Genomic DNA, 20,252 nt, shown 5'->3' on the forward strand with positions numbered 1-20,252 from the left:
AGGCTTTCGACATAAATATGTTTATTTATTATTGGGTGGTTCCGTCACCAGCGTTCACAAAATGCGCAGGATGTCGTTGTAGACGGCCAGCCCCATGAGACTCAACAACACCACCAGACCGAGCTGCTGTCCCCACGACTGCAGATGTTCAGACACCGGTCGACGCGTCACGAATTCTATCAGGTAATACAGCAAGTGTCCGCCATCCAGAATCGGAATGGGCAATAGGTTGAGTACTCCGAGGCTGACACTCACTAGGGCTAGGAATTCGAGGAAGCGCGCGATACCGAGCTTGGCCGACGCGCCGGCGTACTGTGCGATGCTGATCGGGCCGGACAGGTTGCGTACCGAAGCTTCGCCGACCACCATCTTGCCGAGGAACTTGAGCGTGGTGAGACTCATGCCGACGGTGCGATCGACCGCGCCGTCGAAGGCCGCCAGCGGCCCATAGCGCTCGACACCCATGGGGATGTCATCGACCTGCTTGGGCACCAGCGGCTCGGCGCCGATGCGGCCCAGGACCTTGCCGTCTTCCTTGATGCGGGCGGGGGTGACCGTCAAGGTGAGCTGCTGTCCACCGCGCTCCACCACCACCGACAGGGCCTGCTCGGGATGCTGGCGGATGATGTCCACCCAGTTGCCCCAGCTCGACACCGGCGCGCCGTCGACCGACACCACGCGATCGCCGTCCTTGATACCGGCCGCCGCCGCCGCGCCGTCGAGCGTGACACGGGCGATGACGGGCGCGATCACCGGCATGTCGGGCGCCAGCCCCAAGGTCTTGAAGAAGTCGCCGGCGCCAAGGTCGTCGACCGACAGCTTGCTGACGTCGAGCATCACGTGCCGGACCGTGCCATTGGCGTCGCGCACCGCCAGGCGCAGCGCGCGCTGATCGAGGATGCCGTCCAGGGCGCGGCGGAACACGCCGTCCCAGGTGTGGGCGGCATCGCCGTCCACTTCGATGATTTCCTGGCCACGGGCGAGGCCGGCGCGCGACGCGATGGAATCGTTGTCGACCGTGCCGATGATCGGCCGTGGGCCGGTCACGCCGATCATGAGCATGGCCCAGTAGGCAAGGATGGCGAACAGGAAATTGGCGAGCGGGCCGGCCGCCACCACCGCGATGCGGGTGGACAGCGGCTTGCGATTGAAGGCACGGTGCAGTTCGTGCTCGGCCACCTCCCCTTCGCGCTCGTCCAGCATCTTCACGTAGCCGCCGAGCGGGATCAGGGCCAGGGCGAAATCGGTTTCGCCCGAGCGCCAGGACAGCCACGGCCGCCCGAAACCGATGCAGAACCTCAAGATCTTCACGCCCAGGCGCTTGGCCACCCAGTAATGGCCGAACTCGTGGGCGGTGACCAGGATGCCCAGCGCCACGGCGAAGGACAGCAGGGTCTTCAATAACTCCATCAATGCACTCCTTCGACGAGGGCGCGCTCGACGCACTCGCGCGCGCTGCGGTCATCGGCCAGTATGGTGTCGAGATCGGCTGCCGCGCGTGCCGTGACCCGCTCCAGCGCATGGCCGACCAGGCGCGGGATGTCGGTGAACGCGAGCTTCTCGTCGAGGAAGGCCGCCACGGCGACTTCGTTGGCGGCATTGAGTATGGCCGGCGCGGTGCCGCCCACGCTCATGGCGTCGCGCGCGAGGCGCAGGCAGGGAAAACGGTCGTGGTCGGGTTCTTCGAAATCGAGATGGCGCACGTCGAAAAGGTTGAGTCGCTCGACACCGGCCGCGCAGCGTTCCGGCCATGCCAAGGCATAGGCGATGGGTGTCCGCATGTCGGGATTGCCGAGTTGGGCCAGCACAGAACCATCCACGTATTGCACCATCGAGTGAATCACGCTCTGCGGATGGATGACCACTTCGATTTGGGCCGGCGTGGTGCCGAACAGCCAGCAGGCTTCAATCACTTCCAGGCCCTTGTTCATCATGGTCGCCGAGTCCACCGAGATTTTGCGTCCCATCACCCAGTTGGGATGGGCGCAGGCCTGTGCCGGCGTCACGCCCCGCAACTGCTCGATGGGCCAGGACCGGAACGGCCCGCCCGAGGCGGTCAGCAGGATACGCTCCACGCCCACGCCCGGCAGACCGTCGCCGAACTGCGCCGGCAGGCACTGGAACACCGCATTGTGTTCGCTATCAATCGGCAGCAACTCGGCTTTACTTTCGCGCACCGCGTCCATGAACAGCTGACCGGACATCACCAGCGACTCTTTATTGGCCAGCATCACGCGTTTGCCCGCGCGTGCGGCGGCGAGGTTGGGCAGCAGGCCGGCCGCGCCGACGATACCCGCCATCACATAATCGACCTGCTCGTGGGCCGACACGGTCGCCAGGGCGGCGTGGCCGGCCAGCACCTCGGTGGCGAGGCCGGCGGCCCGGCAGCGGTCCGCCAGCCGGCTCGCCGACGGCTCGTCGACCATCACCGCGTAGGGCGGATTCCAGGCCTGGCACTGCGCGAACAAGCCGTCGACATTGGTATTGGCAGAGAGTGCGAAAACGGAAAAACGTTCAGGATGGCGGGCGATCACGTCGAGCGTGTTGACGCCGATGGTGCCGGTCGAACCCAGGATGGTCACGGCAGTGGTCATGGTTGCTCCAATAAGATGAGTCCGAGAGTGAATACTGGCGCGGCGGCCAGCAGGCTGTCGATGCGATCGAGCAGACCGCCGTGGCCGGGCAGCAGCGCGCCGCTGTCCTTGACTCCGCGCAGCCGCTTGAGGAGGCTCTCGGTGAGATCGCCGACCACCGAGGCCAGCAAGGTCAGTGCCGCCAAGGCCAGCACCGCGGCCAACGGCGCACCCGCCAACAGGCCGGCGCCGGTCAAGGCCAGCAATTGCGTGCCGACAACGGCGGCCAGCAATCCCTCCCAGGTCTTGCCCGGGCTGACATGGCTGGCGAGGCGCCGCCGGCCGAAGGTCTTGCCGCCGAAATAGGCGAACACGTCGGCGCCCCACACCAGCGCGAATAGCGCCAGCAGCTGTGCCGGCCCGCGCTCGAGCAATACCAGCAAGGCAAGCACGGCCGGCGCCAGGGCCAGCCAGCCGCATAGGGCCAGCGCCGTCGGTTGGCGCAGCTTGGGTCCTTCGCGCCATTGATAATGAATCACCCAGGCGGCGGCGACGCCCCACCACAGGCAGCCGGCCACCAGCACCGCGCGCTGGGCCAGCGGGTGGCCGTGCGCCAGAAACGCGCCGCTAAGCGCGAGCGCCACGGTCAGTGCCGCGTAGAGCACGCGCGCCGTGCGCGCGTCCAGGCCAGCCAGCGCCGCCCATTCCAGCGCCGCGCCAAACAGGACCAGGGCAAACACGCCCCCCATCACCGCCAGCGGCAGGGACAGCGTGCCGTAAACCATCGCACCGCCCAGCACCAGGGCGGTCAGTATGCGTGCGACTAGGTTCGACACCGGCGAGCAACCACGGCAGCGCGGCGCCCGTCTGTGGCGACGGCCGTCATTCGGCGTCGGAAGCCACGGCGTCGAGCTCACCACTGACCTGTTCGCCGGTCATGCCGAAGCGGCGCTGGCGCGTGGTATAGCTCTTGAGTGCGCACTCGAATTCCGCGGTATCGAAATCCGGCCACAGGCATTCGGTGAAATGGAGTTCGGTGTAGGCGAGCTGCCACAGCAGGTAGTTGCTGATGCGCTGTTCACCACCGGAGCGGATGAAGAGATCGGGATTGGGCAGGTCGGCCAGAGCCAGCCGCGCTTCGATGTGCGCGGGCGTGATGTCGGCAGCCTTGAGTTCGCCGCGCTCGACCTGGGCGGCGAGCTGGCGGGTGGCCTGGGTGATGTCCCACTGGCCACCGTAGTTGGCGGCAATCACCAGGTTCAGGCGCTGATTGCCGGCGGTATGGGCCTCGGCGCGCTCGATGCATTGCTGGAGCTTCTTCGGAAACGGCTCGCGATCGCCGATCACGCGCAGGCGCACCCCGGCCTCGTGCAATTTCTCGATTTCCTGGTCGAGCACCATCACGAACAGTTCGAACAGGAGCTTGACCTCGGTCGGCGGCCGCCGCCAGTTCTCGCTGCTGAACGCGAACAGCGTCAGGGTCTCGATGCCGGACTCTGCGCAGTACTTGACGATGACGCGCACGTTCTCGACGCCGGCACGGTGGCCCGCGATGCGCGGCAGGCTGCGACGTTTGGCCCAACGGCCGTTGCCATCCATGATGATGGCAACGTGCCGCGGCAGGGGACAGGGCATGGCAGAGTCTTGCGCCACGCTCACACCGCCATCATTTCGCGCTCTTTGGCGGCGACGATTTCGTCGATTTTCTTGACGTGCTCGTCGGTGATTTTCTGGGCCTGGTCCTCGCCCTTGCGCTCGTCGTCGGAGGTGATGTCCTTGGCCTTCAAGAGTTCCTTGATATGGGCATTGGCGTCACGCCGAATGTTGCGCACCGCGACCTTGGCCTGCTCGGCCTCCTTGTTCAGGATCTTGATGAGATCCTTGCGGCGCTCCTCGGTCAAGGGCGGCAGCGGCACACGGATGACGGTCCCGGCGGTGTTGGGGTTCAGGCCCAGTCCCGAGTCGCGGATGGCCTTCTCGACCGCGTCGATGGCGCCGCGATCCCAGGCCGTCACCACCAGCGTGCGCGCGTCTTCCACCGACACGCTGGCGCACTGCGGCAGCGGCGTGGGCGTGCCGTAGTAGTTGACCATGATGTGTTCAATCAGGCTCGGCTGCGCGCGCCCGGTGCGCAGTCGCGCCAGATCGGAGCGGAATGAATCGACGCTCTTGCCCATGCGCTTGCGCGCGTCTTCGATGATGTCCTTGATCATGTCATCTGATTACCGTTACCAGGGTTCCAACTTCGTGTCCCAGCGCCGCGTTGACGAAGGCGCCGGGCGCGGTCATGTCCACGACCCGCAGTGGCATCCTGTTCTCGCGGCACAGGACGATGGCGGTGGCGTCCATGACACCCAGTTTGCGCTCGAGGACATCGTCGTAATCGAGCACGTCATAGCGCTTGGCGGTCGGATCCTTGTTCGGGTCGGCGGTGTAGACACCGTCGACCTTGGTCGCCTTGATGAGGAGTTCAGCGTTGATTTCGATGGCACGCAGGCTGGCCGCCGAATCGGTGGTGAAAAACGGGTTGCCGGTGCCCGCCGCCAGCACCACCACGCGCCCCTTCTCGAGGTGACGGACGGCACGGCGTCGAATGTAGTCTTCGCAGACCTGGTTGATCTTGATCGCCGACATGACGCGCGCGTACATGCCCTTGCGCTCCAGCGCATCCTGGATGGCGAGGGCATTGATGACGGTCGCCAGCATGCCCATCTGGTCGGCGGTCACACGGTCGACGCCGGACGCCGCCAGGCCCGCGCCGCGGAAAATGTTGCCTCCGCCGATGACGATAGCCACCTCGACGCCGGCCTGGCGAAGATCATGAATCTCGTCGCCGATGCGGGCCAGGACGTTCGGGTCTATGCCGTAATCGCCCTCGCCCATCAGGGCTTCGCCGCTCAGCTTGATGAGAACCCGTTTGAAATGCGGGGCATGCGCCCCGCTGTTCGTGCTCGAAGCCATGCCGACGTCCGTGGTCGACACTCAGCGCTGGGTCGCGCTACGGGCCTGGGCCATCACCTCTTCGACAAAGTTGTCTTCCTTCTTGTCGATGCCTTCGCCGACTTCGTAGCGCACGAAACGGCTGACCGTGGCGCCATTGCTCTTGAGCAGTTTCTCGACGGTCTGATCCGGATCCTTGACGAAATTCTGACCGAGCAGGGTGGTCTCGGCGATGAACTTCTTGATTCGACCCACCACCATCTTCTCGACGATGTCGGCCGGCTTGCCGCTCTCGGCGGCCTGCGCGGCGTAAATTTCGCGCTCCTTGGCGAGGACGTCGGCCGGCATGTCGGCTTCGCTCACGCACACCGGGTTGCTGGCGGCAATGTGCATGGCGACGTCACGCGCGAGTTCGGCGGAGCCGCCCTTCAAGGCCACCAGCACGCCGATGCGCTTGCCGTGCAGGTAGGACTGCACCACGCCGCCGTCGGCGGCCAGCACCGTGAAACGGCGGATCTCGATGTTCTCGCCAATCTTGGCGACCAGCGCGGTACGCATCTGCTCCAGGCTCTCGCCTTCGGCGCCGGCGGCTTCGCGCAGCGCGGCCACGTCGGCGGCGCCGGATGTCAGCGCGGTATCAGCCACCGTCGCGGCGAAACGCTTGAAGTTATCGTCGTTGGCAACGAAGTCGGTCTCGCTGTTGACCTCGACCAGCACCGCGTGGGTGGCGTTCGAGGCCGTGACGATGGCGCCTTCGGCGGCGATACGACCGGCCTTCTTGGCGGCTTTCGCGGCGCCCGACTTGCGCATGTTCTCGATGGCGAGCTCGATGTCGCCATTGGCTTCAACCAACGCCTTCTTGCATTCCATCATGCCGGCGCCGGACCGCTCGCGCAGTTCTTTGACCATCGCGGCCGTGATTTCCATGATCTCTTTCCTCAAATTTGATTAAGCACCGATGACCCGCGACGGCGCGGATCAGGAGGCCTGCGCTTCTGCGCCCGCGGCGCCGGCATCGTCCATTTCGACGAAATCGTCACGGCCGCCGGCCGCATCGCTGCCTGCCGAACGGGCGTCAAGCACCGCGTTGGCCACGCCTTCGGCATACAGGTTGACGGCGCGGATGGCGTCGTCGTTGCCGGGAATGATGTAGTCCACGCCGTCGGGGGTGTTGTTGGTGTCGACCACCGCCACGATCGGAATGCCGAGCTTCTGGGCTTCGGCGACAGCGATGCGCTCATGGCCGACGTCGATGATGAACAGCGCATCGGGCAGGCCGTCCATGTCCTTGATGCCGCCGAGGCTCAGGTTGAGCTTGTCGAGCTCGCGGCGCAGGCCCAAGGCTTCCTTCTTGGACATGCGGTCCATGCCACCCGACTCCTGCAGCTGCTCGAGCTCCTTGAGGCGGCGGATGGACTGCTTGACGGTCTTGAAGTTGGTCAGCATGCCGCCCAGCCAACGACGGCTGACGAAGGGCATGCCGCAGCGCTGCGCTTCGCGCATCACTGCTTCCTGCGCCGAGCGCTTGGTGCCGACGAACAGGATCTTGCCGCGCTTGGCGGTCAGGCGGCTGATGAAATTGGTGGCCTCGACGAACAGAGGCTGGGTCTTCTCGAGATTGATGATGTGGATCTTGTTGCGCTCGCCGAAGATGTACGGTGCCATCTTGGGATGCCAGAAACGGGTCTGGTGACCGAAATGAACGCCAGCTTCGAGCATCTGGCGCATGCTTACTTCACTACTCATGCGAAACTCCTGATTGGGTTTTGCCTCCACGGATCCCATGTACCGATCCGCCACTCGCGTGGTGGACACCCTCGGCACCTGTGTCGATCCGTGTGTGGATTTAAGGGTTAGATTGCCTATAAGGCGCGCGCTTTATACCATAGAACATCAGCATCAACAATGACTTGGAACCCTGGCCTTTATGCCCATCTCGATCAAGACGGCCGACGAAATCGCCAAGATGCGAGTCGCCGGCCGCCTCGCCGCCGAAGTCCTCGAAATGATCGCGCCGCACGTGCGTCCGGGGGTCACGACCGACGAACTCGACCAGCTCTGTCACCGCTACATCGTCGACGTCCAACAGGCCATCCCGGCCCCGCTCAACTACCACGGCTTCCCCAAGTCCATCTGCACCTCGGTCAACCACGTGGTGTGTCACGGCATTCCCGGCGATCGCCGCCTCAAGAACGGTGACATCGTCAACGTCGACATCACCGTCATCAAGGACGGCTTCCATGGCGACACCTCGCAGATGTTCGTGGTCGGCGAGGCCTCGTTGAAGGCGCGCCGGCTGGTCGAGACCGCCTACGAGTGCCTGCTGGTGGGCATAGAACTGGTCAAGCCCGGCGCCCGCCTCGGCGACATCGGTGCCGCCATCCAGACGCTGGCCGAATCGCGCAATTTCTCGGTGGTGCGCGAGTACTGCGGTCACGGCATCGGCCGCACCTTCCACGAAGAACCGCAGGTGCTGCATTACGGCAATGCCGGCACCGGCGTCGAACTGCAGCCCGGCATGACCTTCACCATCGAACCGATGATCAACGCCGGCAAGCGCCACGTGAAACTGCTCGGTGACAACTGGACGGTGGTCACCAAGGACCGCGGCCTGTCGGCCCAGTGGGAGCACACCGTACTGGTCACCGACAGCGGTCACGAAGTTCTCACCGCGCGTGCCGAAGAGGCTTTTGGCATCGCGGCATGACCGCCTCCCCGGCCGCGCTCGACCTCGACGGGGTCATGGACGATGCCGACTTCGCCCCGCTGGAAGCCCTGCTCGGCGCGGCGCCCGATCAGCGCGCGCGGGACTGCTGCCGCGCGTTCAACGCAACCCTCAACGCGCGCCTCGAGGCGCGGTTTCGTGCCGACCGCGATGCCGAGCTCAGCGTGCGGCTGCGGTCCTGGGCGATTTCCCGCCAACTGGTCCTGACCTGGCGCCTGTTCGGGCTCGGCGACAGCGCCCATGCGCTGGCGGCGGTCGGCGGCTTCGGCCGCGGCGAACTGCACCCCTGCTCCGACGTCGACATCGCCGTGATCCTGGGCGGCCCACTGCGCGACGACGACCGTGAGCGACTCGAGCGCTGGCTGACCTTCCTGTGGGACATCGGCCTCGAAATCGGCACCAGCGTGCGCAGTGTCGACGAGTGCGCCGAAGAAGCGGAACGCGATGTGACCGTCGTCACCAACCTCATGGAGGCGCGCCTGCTGACCGGCGCCGCCGCGCCATTCGCGGCGATGCGCGCCGTCACCGGTCCCGATCGCCTATGGCCCGCCGAACGCTTCTTCGGCGCCAAGCTCGCCGAGCAGCGCGCCCGCCACCGCAAATACGACGACGCTTTCGGCCAGCTCGAACCCAACGTCAAGGACGGCCCGGGCGGCTTGCGCGATATCCAGAACATCTCGTGGGTGGCCAACCGCCACTTCCGCGCCGCCGGCCTGGCCGGGCTCGTGACCCACGGCTTCCTGAGCGCGGACGAATACACGACCCTGCGGCAGGGGCGACGTTTTCTATGGCAGGTGCGTTGCGCGCTGCATTTCGTGGCGCGCCGGCGCGAAGATCGCCTGCTGTTCGATCATCAGCGCAGCGTCGCCGACATGCTCGGCTACCGCGCTGAGGGCCACCATGGCATCGAGCAGTTCATGCGCCACTTCTATCGCACGGTGCGCGAACTGGCGAGTCTGAACGACATGCTGCTGGCGCTGTTTCGCGATGCCACCCTCGACCCTGCGTCCGAGCAGGCGGCGCAGCCGCTGGGCCGCCGCTTCCAGATCCGCAACGGCTACATCGAAGCGCGCGACGAACACGTGTTCAGCCGCAATCCGCGCGCCTTGCTTGAAGTGTTCCTGCTCATGCAGCAGCATCCGCACATCGAGGGCGTGCGCGCCAGCACCATTCGACTCATCCGTCAGCACCTGCATCACATCAACGACAAGTTTCGTGCCGACATCCGCGCGCGCAGCCTGTTTCTAGAGATCATCCGCCAGCCGCGTCGCATCGGCCACGAGCTGGAGCGCATGCATCGCTACGGCGTGCTGGCCGCCTACCTGCCGGTGTTCGCGCGCGTCACCGGCCTCATGCAATTCGACCTGTTCCACGTCTACACGGTCGATGAACACACGCTGCGACTGGTGCGCAACCTGCGGCGCTTTTCCCACCCAAGTGACCACGATAACCTGCCACCCCATTGCGCCGAGGCGGTGGCGCGCGTGCCCAAACTCGAGATTCTCTACATCGGCGGCCTGTTCCACGACATCGCCAAGGGTCGCCACGGCGATCACTCGGATCTCGGCGCCGAGGACGCGGTGCGATTCTGCCGCGATCATGGCTTCAGCAATTACGACACCCACCTGGTGGCGTGGCTGGTACGCAACCACCTGCTGATGTCGGCGACCGCCCAGCGCAAGGATATCTACGACCCGGCGGTGATTGCCGATTTCGCGCGCAAGGTCGGCGACCTGGTGCATCTCGACTATCTCTACCTGCTGACGGTCGCCGACATTGGCGCCACCAATCCGGCACTGTGGACGCCTTGGAAAGCTTCGTTGCTGGGCGAATTGTTCAGCGCCACCCGTCGCCATCTGCGCAGCGGCAATGAAACGCCGCTGGCGCGCCAAGAACGGCTCGAGGCCTTGCGTCACGAAGCACGCGCCTGTCTCGGCCGACGCCAGACCCATATTCCGGCCGGCCGCCTGGAACGCTTCTGGGCCGGACTCGCGCCGGACTATTTCCTGCGCCATCGTCCCGAGGAGATCGCCTGGCATGCCGAGGTCGTGACCGACGCGGCGCCGACGGATGCGCCGCTGGTGGCGGTGCGCGACATGCCGGAGCGCGGCTGCACGGCGGTGTTCGTGTACTGCGCCGACATGGACAAGCTGTTCGCCATCACCACCGCCGCGCTCGATCGACTCAGGCTCGACATCCAGGACGCGCGAGTCATCACCACCGACGCCGGCTACAGCATCGACACCTACATGGTGCTCGACGCCGACAGCGGCAGCGCGGTGGACAGCGCCGCGCGTCGCGCGGAGATCGGCGAACGCGTGCGCCGCGCCCTGTTGGCGCGTGAGCGCCCGCCGGCCAGCGCGACCGTGGCCAGCCTGCGCCGGCATCGCCATTTCAATTTCACACCGGTCGTGCAATTCGCACGCGACGACAAGCACAGCCGTACCGTGATGGAAGTCATCGCCGTCGACCGCCCTGGCCTCTTGTCCGCCATCGGCGACGCCATGGACCAGTGCGGTGTGAGCTTGGTGGACGCGCGCATCGCCACCTTCGGAGAACGCGCCGAGGATTACTTCTACATCACCGACCGTCGCCAACGACCGTTCAGCGACCCGCTCGCGCAGGCACGGCTGCGCGACCTCATCGTCACGGCGCTGACATGAACATCGCCCCGCCGCGTGACGAAGCTGAACTGTTGGCGCGGGCGCGCCAGTGGGCGGGCGCAACCGTCGGCGAACTGGCGGCGTCGCTCGCGCTGCCCGTGCCCCGCGATCTGCGTCGGCACAAGGGCTGGTTGGGCGAGCTGGTGGAACATGCGCTGGGCGCGACCGCCAGTTCGCGGCCGCTGCCGGATTTCATGGACCTCGGCATCGAACTTAAGACCATTCCGATCGGCCACGACGGCAGACCGCGCGAATCGACCCATGTGTGCAGCGTCGCCTTGGGCGATCTGATCGGCCAGCAATGGCAGCACTCGACGGTGCGTCTCAAGCTCAGCCGCGTGCTGTGGATGCCGGTCGAATACCGCGCCGACCTGACACTGGCGGCGCGACGCTTCGGCACGGCATGCCTGTGGAGCCCCGATGCCGCGCAGGAAAGCGTGCTGCGTGCCGACTGGGAAGAGCACATGGAACTGCTCGCCACCGGCCGCTTCGAACTGCTCGACGCGCGCCTGGGCCAAGCCCTGCAGATCCGCCCCAAGGCGGCCAATGGCCGCGCCCTCAGCGCCGTCGGCGACAGCGGCGGCGTGCCTGGCGCAACCCTGCCGCGCGGCTTCTACCTGCGCGCGGGATTCACCCACACGCTGCTGCGCGCGGCCGGCCAATCATGATGCGCGCCCCCGACCCACGCCCGTGGCGCCTGTGCATCGCGCCCATGATGCAGAAGACCGACCGGCATTTCCGATACCTCGCACGCCTCATCGCGCCCCATGCGCGGCTCTATACCGAGATGCTGACGGCGCGCGCGATCCTGCGCGGCGATACCGCCATGCTGCTGCGTCACCATGCCGACGAACAGCCGCTGGCCGTGCAACTCGGCGGCAGCGAACCGGCCGAACTGGCGGCCGCCGCGCGCCTGTGCGTGGCGGCGGGTTACCAGGAGGTCAACCTCAACTGCGGCTGTCCGAGCGATCGTGTGCAGGCCGCCGATTTCGGCGCCTGCCTGATGGCCAAGCCGCAACTGGTGTCCGATTGCGTACGTGCCCTCATCGACGCCGTGCCCGCCGGCATCACCGTCAGCGTCAAGACACGGCTCGGCATCGACGACCTATACAGCTACGAATACTTCTCGGATTTCGTCGGCGCGCTGCACGCCAGCGGCTGCCGCGTGTTCCACGTGCATGCGCGCAAGGCCTGGCTGTCGGGCCTGAGTCCACGCGAGAACCGCGAGATCCCACCGCTCGAATACGCCTGGGTCTATCGCCTGCGCCGCGAATTGCCGGATGCCGTCATCGTCATCAACGGCGGCATCAGCGGCGTCGACGAGGTCGTGCACCACGTGCACGAGGTCGACGGTGTGATGCTGGGCCGCGCGGCCTATGACAACCCCTATGGCCTGGCTGCCATCGACGCCGCGCTGTTCGGCGCCGGCGAAGCCGCGCCGCGCTCACGCGAGCAGTGTCTCGCGCGCTACCTCGATTACGTCGATACCGAACTCGCGACCGGCACCGAGCTTCATCACATCACGCGCCACCTGCTGACGTTGTTCCAGGGCCAGCCCGGCGGCCGCCGCTGGCGACGCGCCTTGAGCGAGAATGCCCACCGCCCCGCGGCCGGGCGCGCGGTCATCGAACAGGCGCTCGCCGCGATGGCCGCCGCCGCGCCGTCGGCCGGACATGATTAGCCTCAAGCAGGTGCGCTCCGGCGGCGGCGTAACGCTGGCTGGTAACTCTGCTGAGCGCATATAATGCGCTGCCCGCCGCCGTCGGCTGGCGTTCGTGTCACCGTGAGCCAGCCAAACATGACTATGGATTTCGAAACCGCCCGCTTCAACATGGTCGAGCAGCAGATCAGGACGTGGGAAGTGCTCGACGCCAACGTGCTCGACGCCTGTTCGAAAGTGCATCGTGAGCGTTTCGTGCCGGAAGGCTATCGCCAGCTCGCGTTCAGTGACACCGCCATCGAACTCGGACACGGCCAGGCCATGATGCCGCCCAAGATCGAAGCGCGCCTGCTGCAGGCCCTGGACGTGCAGCGCGGCGACCGCGTGCTCGAGATCGGCACCGGCAGCGGCTACCTGACCGCCTTGCTCGCGACCCTCGCCGCGCATGTCACCAGCATCGAGATCTTCGAAGACCTGTCGGCCCGCGCCAAGCACAACCTGCGCAATGCCAACATCGGCAACGTGGCCCTGCATGTCGGTGACGCGGTCGACGGCTGGAGCACCGCCGAGCCCTACGACGTGATCGTGGTGACCGGTTCCTCTCCCGCGCGCCGCCCGCTCATCGAACAACAACTCAGCCCCAACGGACGCATGTTCATCGTGGTCGGCAACGCACCGGTGATGGAAGCCCTGCTCATCACGCGCCTCGCCAAGGACAGCTGGTCGGTCGAGAGCCTGTTCGAAACCGAGCTGACGCCGCTCATCGGCGCGGAAAACAAGCCCGCGTTTGAATTCTGAGCGCGAGCCGATGCGCCAGTTGAGTGCCCAGCAGGCGGCCACGCTCCTTGCGCAAGGCCAGGCGCGCCTGCTCGACGTGCGCGAGGCGTGGGAATACGAACTGGTGCACGTCGACGGCGCGCTGCACGTGCCGATGGGCGAAATCCCCACACGCTACGCCGAACTGCCTGCCGATGAGCCGCTCATCGTGATCTGCCACCACGGCATGCGCAGCCTGCAGGTGGCGCAGTTTCTGGCGGCCCGCGGCTTTGCCGATGTCGCCAACCTCGACGGCGGTATCGATGCCTGGGCGGCCACGGTCGACCCGGCGCTCGCGCGTTACTGACCTCGCAACCCTCTCTCAAGGACCGGGCTCACTGAACATCATGCCACCCTACGCCCTGCGCCACCTGCGTCCGCTGTTGTGCGCGCTGCTTGCCTGTAGCGCGCTGCCGAGCGCCGCGCACACCGATCTGCTGGGCGCGCTCGACGCCGCCGAGCAATCCGACCCGCAATATCGCCAGGCGCAGGAACAGGCGCTGTCGGTCGCCGAAGGCATCCCGCAGGCGCGTGCGCAGCTATGGCTGCCCAACATCAATTTCAGCGCCGGCATCTCGCACATTGAGCAGTCGCTGTCCGGCGGCTTCAGCATCCCGGGCAGCGACAACAGCCCGACCTACGCCAGCAAGGAATATCGCATCAACCTCTCGCAGCCGGTCTACCACCATGACCGCTACGTGCAACTGCGCCAGGCCAACAAGCGCCTGCAACAGGCGCAGTTCGAAGTCCTGGCGGCGCGACAGGACCTGATGCTGCGGGTCGCCGAGCGCTACTTCAACCAGCTCGCGGCCCATGACAGCCTGGCGTTCGCCAAGGCCGAAACGCAATCCTTGAAGAGCCAGCTCGAGCAGGCCCAGCAACGTTTCCAGGTCGGCCTCATCGCCATCACCGACGTGCAGGAAGCACAGGCCGGCCATGACCGCGCACAAGCCGCCGAAATCAGCGCCGAGAACGAAGTCGAGAACGCCAACGAGGCGCTGCGCGAAGTGACGGCCAATTACGATCTCGATCTCGCGCCGCTCGGCGAACACCTGCCGCTGGTGGTGCCGGAGCCGCTGGATATCGACCGCTGGACGACCACCGCGCTGGAACGCAATCTCGACCTGTCGGCCGCCAACATCGCCGCCGACATCGCCCACGAAGAGATCCGCCGCCAGTACGCCGGCCACTACCCCAGCCTCGACATTGTCGGCGGCCACAGTTTCAACAAGCAGGGCGGTCGCTTCGGCAATTCGTCGGTGGAACAGAACGACATCGGCGTGCAGGTCACGGTGCCGCTGTACGAAGGCGGCCAGGTGGTATCGCGCACGCGCGCCGCGGAACACGACAGCAACGCCAGCCTCGAGCGCCTGGAACAGACCCGCCGGGCCGTGCATCGCGAAACGCGCCAAGCCTATCTCGGCGTGGTGACCAAGATCAGCTCGGTCAAGGCCTTGTCGCAGGCCGTGGTGTCGTCGCAGACCGCCCTCGAGTCGACGCGCGCCGGCTTCGAGGTCGGCACGCGCACCGCGGTCGACGTGGTCGCGGCCGAACGCAGCCTCTACCAGGCCAAGCGTGATTTCGCGCGCGCCCGCTACGACTACATCATCGAAACCCTGCGTCTCAAGAAAGCCGCCGGCAGCCTCGAACCCGACGACCTGGTGGCCGCCAACGGATGGCTGGTCGACAATGGTCCGGCCACACCCGCCGACACCGGTGCGGCGTCACCCTGAGTGAAGGAGCAGCGGCGATGTCAGCCCTAGAACCGCGTCCGGCCATCGCCAAGTGCGATGCCAACCAGTCGATACTGGTGGTGTGCGATCTGCAACAGCGACTCGGCGACGCCATGCCCGGCAAGGTGTTGAATCGCGTGCTGCTGAACGCAAGCCTGCTGGCGCGGGCCGCCGGCTTGCTCGATGTCCCGGTATTGCGCACCGAGCAGTACCCGCAGGGCCTGGGCGCAACCCATGCGACGGTTGCCGAGGCTTTGCCGCCCAGCGTCCGGACGTTCACCAAGACCGCGTTCTCATGCTGCGACGGTGACGATTTCAACGCCGCGCTCGCGACGCTGGCGCGCCGCCAGGTGGTGCTGGTCGGCATGGAAGCGCACATCTGCATCCTGCAGACCGCCTTCGACTTGCGCGCCCGCGGCCAGCAGGTGCTGGTGGTGGAAGACGCCATCTGTTCACGGCGCCTGGAGAATTATCAGAACGCGCTGGACCGTTTACGCCAGGCGGAGGTCCAGGTGGTGAGTGCCGAATCGGTGGTGTTCGAATGGCTGCGCGATGCCCGGCATCCGCACTTCAAGGCCATTCAGGGCCTGCTGCGCTGAGCAGCGGCCGGGGCCTCGCGCCGCATGCGCGGCGCACCTCAGGGCACGCCGCGCCGCTTGCTGTCAGTTGACCGTGTAATTGCGCGCCGACATGCAGGTGCCGAAAGCGCGGTTGTAATCGTTGGTCATCTGCAGACGCTGGTTGTATTCCTGCGCGGCGGCCGCCTGCTGCTGCTGGTGGTAGGGGTTGACCTGCGGCTGAGGTGGCGGCGCCGGCTTGTCGGTGGCGCGGTTGAGCGCGCCGAACAGCGTCGATGCCACCGCGCCAATCGCGGCGCCCTGCCCGGCATTGCCGGCGATTGCGCCACCCGCCGCGCCGAGCGCCGCGCCGGTCGCCGCATCCCCCATCACGCCGCTACCGGGCAGCATGCCGCCATTGCCGATGCCGAGGAAGCCGCCGCCGCGCTGCTGCGGCGCCTGCTGTTGCACCGGTTGCCCATAGGCCTGTGGCGGCGGCGCCGAGGCAATCGGCGGCGCGGTGGTGGGATCGAAACCGGTCTGCTGCACGGCCCATTGGTGGCACTCGTAACGATCCTTGGACTGCTGTTGCTCCGATTGACCGGCCTTGGGGTAGACGAACGCGCCGCCCTGTTGGGCCTGCACGGCGGTCGCACCGAGTGCGATTAAAGACATGGCGAGGGGGGCTCTGAAGGCTCTGGCGACGCTCATGGATGGCTACTCCGTTTCAATTGTCGCGATTATATGGCGTGGACTCGGCACCGCGATCAAAAGTTTATGAGTCCTTGTTCGAATTTCATTCGAGCCGCGGGCGACACTGAATAGCGGTTGCAGCGTCACCGCGCTTGATGGGTGGTCGGCGTCGACGCGATGAGTTCGCGCACCACGCCGACGGTACGGTGGGTGGCGCCACGGTGACGGTGGACGATGTCGCGCGCGAGCCCACCTACCCGGTCGCGCTCGTTGCTGTCGCGCAGCCAGGCCAGCGCCGCCTGCGCCAGGCCCTGCGCGTCCGCCACCACTTTGAGCGCACCGGCTTCCTGCAACAGGCGCACGATTTCCGTGAAGTTGAAGGTGTGCGGACCAACCAGTACCGGTCGCCCGAGCACCGCCGGCTCGAGCACGTTATGTCCGCCGAAAGGCAGCAGGCTGCCACCGACAAAGGCCACATCGGCGGCCGCGTAATGACGCGGCAATTCACCCATGCTGTCCAGCAGGTAGACCTGGTCGCGATCGTCGCACTGACTGCTTTGGCTGCGCCGACGGAAACGCAGGCCGCGACTGGCGCACAATTGCGCGACTTCGTCGAAACGCTCGGGATGGCGCGGCACCAGCAGCAGCAACACGTGGGGCAGCTGCGCGGCGATGTCGGCCAGCGCATCCAGCACCAGCGCCTCTTCGCCCTCGCGGGTGCTGGCGGCCATCAGGATCGGACGATTGATGCCGAGTTCGCGGCGCACGGCGGCAGCCTGCTCGTGCACGCTGGGCGGCAGGTCGAGGTCGAATTTCAAGCTGCCGATCACCGCCAGGCGACGTGCATCGGCGCCGAGCGCGATGAAGCGCGCGGCGTCGTCACTGGTCTGGGCGGCAATGTGATCGATGCTGCGCACGATATCGCGGCTCAAGGCCGCGACGCGTTGGTAGCCGCGCATCGAACGCGCCGACAGCCGCGCATTGGCCAGCACGATGGGCAACCCGCGGCGATGGCACACCGCGAAGGTGTTGGGCCACAGTTCGGTCTCCATCACCAGCAGGATGCGCGGCCGGAAATGATCGACGAAGCGCCGCACGGCGCCCGGCAGGTCGTAGGGGAAATAGGCGTGCTGCACGCTGTCGCCGAGCATGCGCGTGACGGTCTGGGCGCCGGTGGCGGTGGTGGTGGTGAGCAGGATGGAGGTGCCGTCGCACTGCTCCTGCAGTGCGCGCACCAGCGGCACCGCCGCCATCGACTCCCCCACCGATACCGCGTGGATCCAGATCGGCGCCGTGCCGCGCGCCGGCTCGCGGTAGTAGCCGAGGCGCTCGCGCCAGCGGTCCGAGGTCAGCCCGGCGCGTCGATTGCGCCAGTACAGGCGTGCCAGCAACGCCGGCACCAGCAGCGCGAACAGCGCGGTGTACAGCCGTCTCAGGAACTCAGCCAGCTGAGATACTCCCGCACGCCGCTCGCCACGTCGCGCAGCGGCCGCCCGTAACCGGCGGCGCGCAGCCGCGTCAGATCGGCCTCGGTATACGCCTGGTAGGCGCCGACCAGGTCGGCGGGGAAATCGATGTACTCGAGTTCACCACGGCCGTGAAATGCCAGCACCGCGGCGGCGACCGCGTTGAACGGTTCGGCGCGTCCCGTTCCGCAGTTGTAGATGCCCGAGTCGGCGCGCGACCGCGAACCCAGCCACAGCGTGATGTCGACCACGTCATCGACGTGCACGAAATCGCGCCGCTGTTCGCCCGGGCCATAGCCATGGGAAGCGCCGAACAGGCGCACGCGACCATCGCGCTCCATCTGTTGATGCAGGTGCAAAGCGACGCTGGCCATGCGGCCCTTGTGCTGCTCGCGCGGACCGTACACGTTGAAGTAGCGCAGTCCCGCCACCAGGCTTTCGACGCGCGGCAGGCGCTGACGAACGTACTGATCGAAAGCGAGCTTGGAATAACCGTAGACGTTGAGCGGATGCTCGTAGGCGGGCTCTTCACAAAAGCGTGTGCCCTTGCCATACACCGCCGCGCTGGAGGCGTACACCAGCGGAATGCGCCGCGCGGTGCAATATTCGAACAGCGCGCGCGAGTAGCTGAAATTGTTCTCCATCATCATGCGTCCGTCCCAGTTGGTGGTGTCGGAACACGCACCCAGGTGATAGACGCACTCGATGTCGAGGTGCTGGCCGCCGTCGGCACGCATCAGCGCCAACCACTCGTCGCGATCGAAATAGTCGGCGATGCGCGCGGCGGCGAGATTGGCGCACTTGTGCCCGTCGCTGAACTCCTCCACCAGCACGATATCCTCGCGCCCGCGGGCATTGAGAGCGTGCACGAGGTTGCTGCCGATGAAGCCGGCGCCGCCGGTGACGACGATCACGACGCGATCTCCGGGCCGGTGATGCGCTCGACCAGGGCGGTGGTGGAAAAGCCGTCATGGAAGGCGACAGTGGTGACGCGGCCGCCGGCCGCCGTCACTTCGGCGGCGCCGGCGATGGCGTCGACTGCGTAGTCGCCGCCCTTGACCAGCACGTCGGGCAGCACCCGCGCAATGAGCTCGCGTGGCGTCTCGCCCGAAAACGGCACCACCCAGTCCACCACGTCCAGCGCGCTCAGCACGCACATGCGCGATGCGAGCGGATTGAGCGGCCGTGTCGTGCCCTTGAGCGCCGCCACCGAGGCATCGTCGTTGACCGCCACCGCCAGGCGCGTGCCCAGCGCTTTCGCTTCGCGCAGGTAGCGCACATGGCCTTCGTGCAGGATGTCGAAGCAGCCATTGGTCATCACCACGATTTCACCGCGGCGCCGAGCTTGCGCGCGCTCTTCGAGCAATTCGTCGAGCGTCAGCACGCCACGACGCACGCTATCGCGCGCGGTCAGGGCGACATCCAACTCTTCGATACTGACGTTGGCGGCGCCGAACTTGCCGACCACCACGCCGGCGGCGACGTTGGCGAGCGCCACCGCGTTCGCGAGATCGTGTCCGGCGGCGAGCGCCACGGCGGTCACGGCACACACCGTGTCGCCGGCGCCGGTGACATCGAACACATCGCGCGAACGTGCTTCGAGGTGCAGCGCGGCGTGGCCAGGCCGCACCAGTGACATGCCGGCCTCACCGCGCGTGACGAGGATGGCTTCGAAGTCGAAGCGCTGGCACAAGGCCTCGGCCTTGCGCACCAGGTCCGCGTCGTCGGCGCAGGCGCCGACCACGGCTTCGAACTCGTGCAAATTCGGCGTGACGAGACTCGCTCCCGCGTAGCGCGAGAAATCGACGCCCTTGGGATCGACGATGACACGTTTACCCGCGGCCCGGGCGCCCGCGATCACCTGTTCGACGCGCGACGTGGCGCCCTTGGCGTAATCGGACACTACCACCACGTTGCAGCGCTCGAGGTGCGCCTTGACCAGCGCCGCGACCTCATCGCCGAGATCCGGCGGCGCCGGACGTTCGAAATCGAGGCGCACCAACTGCTGGTGCTGACTGACGACCCGCAGCTTGACCACCGTTTCGTGGCCGGCGCGGGCCGCGAATATGGGTTCGACCGCGGCCTCACGACACAGCGCCTTGAGTCGCTCGCCGGCGGCGTCCTCTCCGGCGATACCGACCAGCAGCACTTCCGCCTCCAGGGCGGCGGCATTGGCCGCGACATTGGCCGCACCGCCGACGCGCTCCTCGATGCCATCCACCAGCACCACCGGCACTGGCGCCTCGGGCGAGATGCGGCGCGTGGCGCCATACCAGTAGCGGTCGAGCAGCAGGTCGCCGACCACCATCACGCGCGCGCCTCGCATGAGGCTCAATCTTGGATCCATCGTCTCGTTCGCCAACCCGCTCTCGATAGCCGCAGCCGCTACCCGCAGGGGCGCGGCGCTTGTGTTTTGACGGCCGGAT

At 66.5% G+C, this 20,252-nt stretch carries 20 protein-coding genes; 8 read left to right on the plus strand and 12 right to left on the minus strand.

The annotated features are described in order from the left end of the window. Nucleotides 1-54 precede the first annotated feature (54 nt). The 8 genes from rseP to rpsB form a co-directional block, all read right to left on the minus strand. Entirely contained in the window at nt 55-1,410 is a 1,356-nt protein-coding gene (gene rseP, locus IPM80_21425; protein MBK8960909.1) for an RIP metalloprotease RseP, read from the minus strand. Beyond that, nucleotides 1,410-2,594, minus strand: a complete 1,185-nt coding sequence (locus IPM80_21430) for a 1-deoxy-D-xylulose-5-phosphate reductoisomerase (protein MBK8960910.1) — start codon at nt 2,592-2,594, stop codon at nt 1,410-1,412. The genes rseP and IPM80_21430 overlap by 1 nt, the downstream gene beginning before the upstream one ends. After that, complete coding sequence (locus tag IPM80_21435; GenBank protein ID MBK8960911.1) at nt 2,591-3,358, minus strand: phosphatidate cytidylyltransferase; 768 nt, start codon at nt 3,356-3,358, stop codon at nt 2,591-2,593. Before IPM80_21435 ends, IPM80_21430 begins: the two co-directional genes overlap by 4 nt. Nucleotides 3,359-3,455: 97 nt before the next feature. Continuing rightward, nucleotides 3,456-4,208: a di-trans,poly-cis-decaprenylcistransferase gene (uppS, locus tag IPM80_21440; GenBank protein ID MBK8960912.1), complete on the minus strand. Its 753-nt coding sequence runs from the start codon at nt 4,206-4,208 to the stop codon at nt 3,456-3,458. 20 nt (nt 4,209-4,228) lie between these two features. Next, nucleotides 4,229-4,786 (minus strand): ribosome recycling factor, encoded by a 558-nt coding sequence (gene frr / locus IPM80_21445; GenBank protein MBK8960913.1) that lies wholly within the window; start codon nt 4,784-4,786, stop codon nt 4,229-4,231. A gap of 1 nt (nt 4,787) precedes the next feature. Beyond that, nucleotides 4,788-5,534, minus strand: a complete 747-nt coding sequence (locus IPM80_21450; GenBank protein ID MBK8960914.1) for a UMP kinase — start codon at nt 5,532-5,534, stop codon at nt 4,788-4,790. 21 nt (nt 5,535-5,555) lie between these two features. Then, nucleotides 5,556-6,440: an elongation factor Ts gene (locus tag IPM80_21455; protein MBK8960915.1), complete on the minus strand. Its 885-nt coding sequence runs from the start codon at nt 6,438-6,440 to the stop codon at nt 5,556-5,558. Nucleotides 6,441-6,491: 51 nt separating this feature from the next. Beyond that, nucleotides 6,492-7,241 (minus strand): 30S ribosomal protein S2, encoded by a 750-nt coding sequence (rpsB, locus tag IPM80_21460; protein ID MBK8960916.1) that lies wholly within the window; start codon nt 7,239-7,241, stop codon nt 6,492-6,494. 199 nt (nt 7,242-7,440) lie between these two features. Here rpsB and map point away from each other — a divergent pair, with 199 nt between their 5' ends. From map to IPM80_21500, 8 genes are all read left to right on the plus strand, one after another. After that, nucleotides 7,441-8,220, plus strand: a complete 780-nt coding sequence (map, locus tag IPM80_21465; protein MBK8960917.1) for a type I methionyl aminopeptidase — start codon at nt 7,441-7,443, stop codon at nt 8,218-8,220. After that, nucleotides 8,217-10,901, plus strand: coding sequence for a [protein-PII] uridylyltransferase (gene glnD, locus IPM80_21470; protein MBK8960918.1), 2,685 nt, complete (start codon nt 8,217-8,219; stop codon nt 10,899-10,901). Before map ends, glnD begins: the two co-directional genes overlap by 4 nt. Next, on the plus strand, nt 10,898-11,569 hold the full coding sequence (gene mutH / locus IPM80_21475) for a DNA mismatch repair endonuclease MutH (protein ID MBK8960919.1): 672 nt from the start codon (nt 10,898-10,900) through the stop codon (nt 11,567-11,569). Before glnD ends, mutH begins: the two co-directional genes overlap by 4 nt. After that, a complete protein-coding gene (dusA, locus tag IPM80_21480; protein MBK8960920.1) occupies nt 11,566-12,582 on the plus strand; it encodes a tRNA dihydrouridine(20/20a) synthase DusA in 1,017 nt (338 codons plus the stop codon). The genes mutH and dusA overlap by 4 nt, the downstream gene beginning before the upstream one ends. A 123-nt stretch (nt 12,583-12,705) precedes the next feature. Beyond that, nucleotides 12,706-13,359 carry a protein-L-isoaspartate O-methyltransferase gene (locus IPM80_21485; protein MBK8960921.1) on the plus strand — a complete coding sequence of 218 codons (654 nt, stop codon included), beginning with the start codon at nt 12,706-12,708 and terminating at the stop codon, nt 13,357-13,359. 10 nt (nt 13,360-13,369) lie between these two features. Next, entirely contained in the window at nt 13,370-13,684 is a 315-nt protein-coding gene (locus IPM80_21490) for a sulfurtransferase (protein MBK8960922.1), read from the plus strand. 40 nt (nt 13,685-13,724) lie between these two features. Then, nucleotides 13,725-15,110, plus strand: coding sequence for a TolC family outer membrane protein (locus IPM80_21495; protein MBK8960923.1), 1,386 nt, complete (start codon nt 13,725-13,727; stop codon nt 15,108-15,110). Between the two features lie 17 nt (nt 15,111-15,127). Beyond that, nucleotides 15,128-15,709, plus strand: coding sequence for an isochorismatase family protein (locus IPM80_21500; protein ID MBK8960924.1), 582 nt, complete (start codon nt 15,128-15,130; stop codon nt 15,707-15,709). A gap of 63 nt (nt 15,710-15,772) precedes the next feature. Here IPM80_21500 and IPM80_21505 read toward each other — a convergent pair whose 3' ends face one another. The 4 genes from IPM80_21505 to hldE all read right to left on the minus strand — a co-directional run bounded on the left by IPM80_21505 (nt 15,773) and on the right by hldE (nt 20,173). Next, nucleotides 15,773-16,342, minus strand: coding sequence for a glycine zipper family protein (locus IPM80_21505; GenBank protein MBK8960925.1), 570 nt, complete (start codon nt 16,340-16,342; stop codon nt 15,773-15,775). A gap of 161 nt (nt 16,343-16,503) precedes the next feature. Further along, nucleotides 16,504-17,796, minus strand: a complete 1,293-nt coding sequence (waaA, locus tag IPM80_21510; GenBank protein MBK8960926.1) for a lipid IV(A) 3-deoxy-D-manno-octulosonic acid transferase — start codon at nt 17,794-17,796, stop codon at nt 16,504-16,506. Further along, on the minus strand, nt 17,793-18,740 hold the full coding sequence (rfaD, locus tag IPM80_21515) for an ADP-glyceromanno-heptose 6-epimerase (protein MBK8960927.1): 948 nt from the start codon (nt 18,738-18,740) through the stop codon (nt 17,793-17,795). The genes waaA and rfaD overlap by 4 nt, the downstream gene beginning before the upstream one ends. Further along, on the minus strand, nt 18,737-20,173 hold the full coding sequence (gene hldE / locus IPM80_21520) for a bifunctional D-glycero-beta-D-manno-heptose-7-phosphate kinase/D-glycero-beta-D-manno-heptose 1-phosphate adenylyltransferase HldE (protein ID MBK8960928.1): 1,437 nt from the start codon (nt 20,171-20,173) through the stop codon (nt 18,737-18,739). Before hldE ends, rfaD begins: the two co-directional genes overlap by 4 nt. Between the last annotated feature and the right edge of the window lie 79 nt (nt 20,174-20,252).

Source organism: Pseudomonadota bacterium (assembly GCA_016719885.1).
Classification (GTDB): Bacteria; Pseudomonadota; Gammaproteobacteria.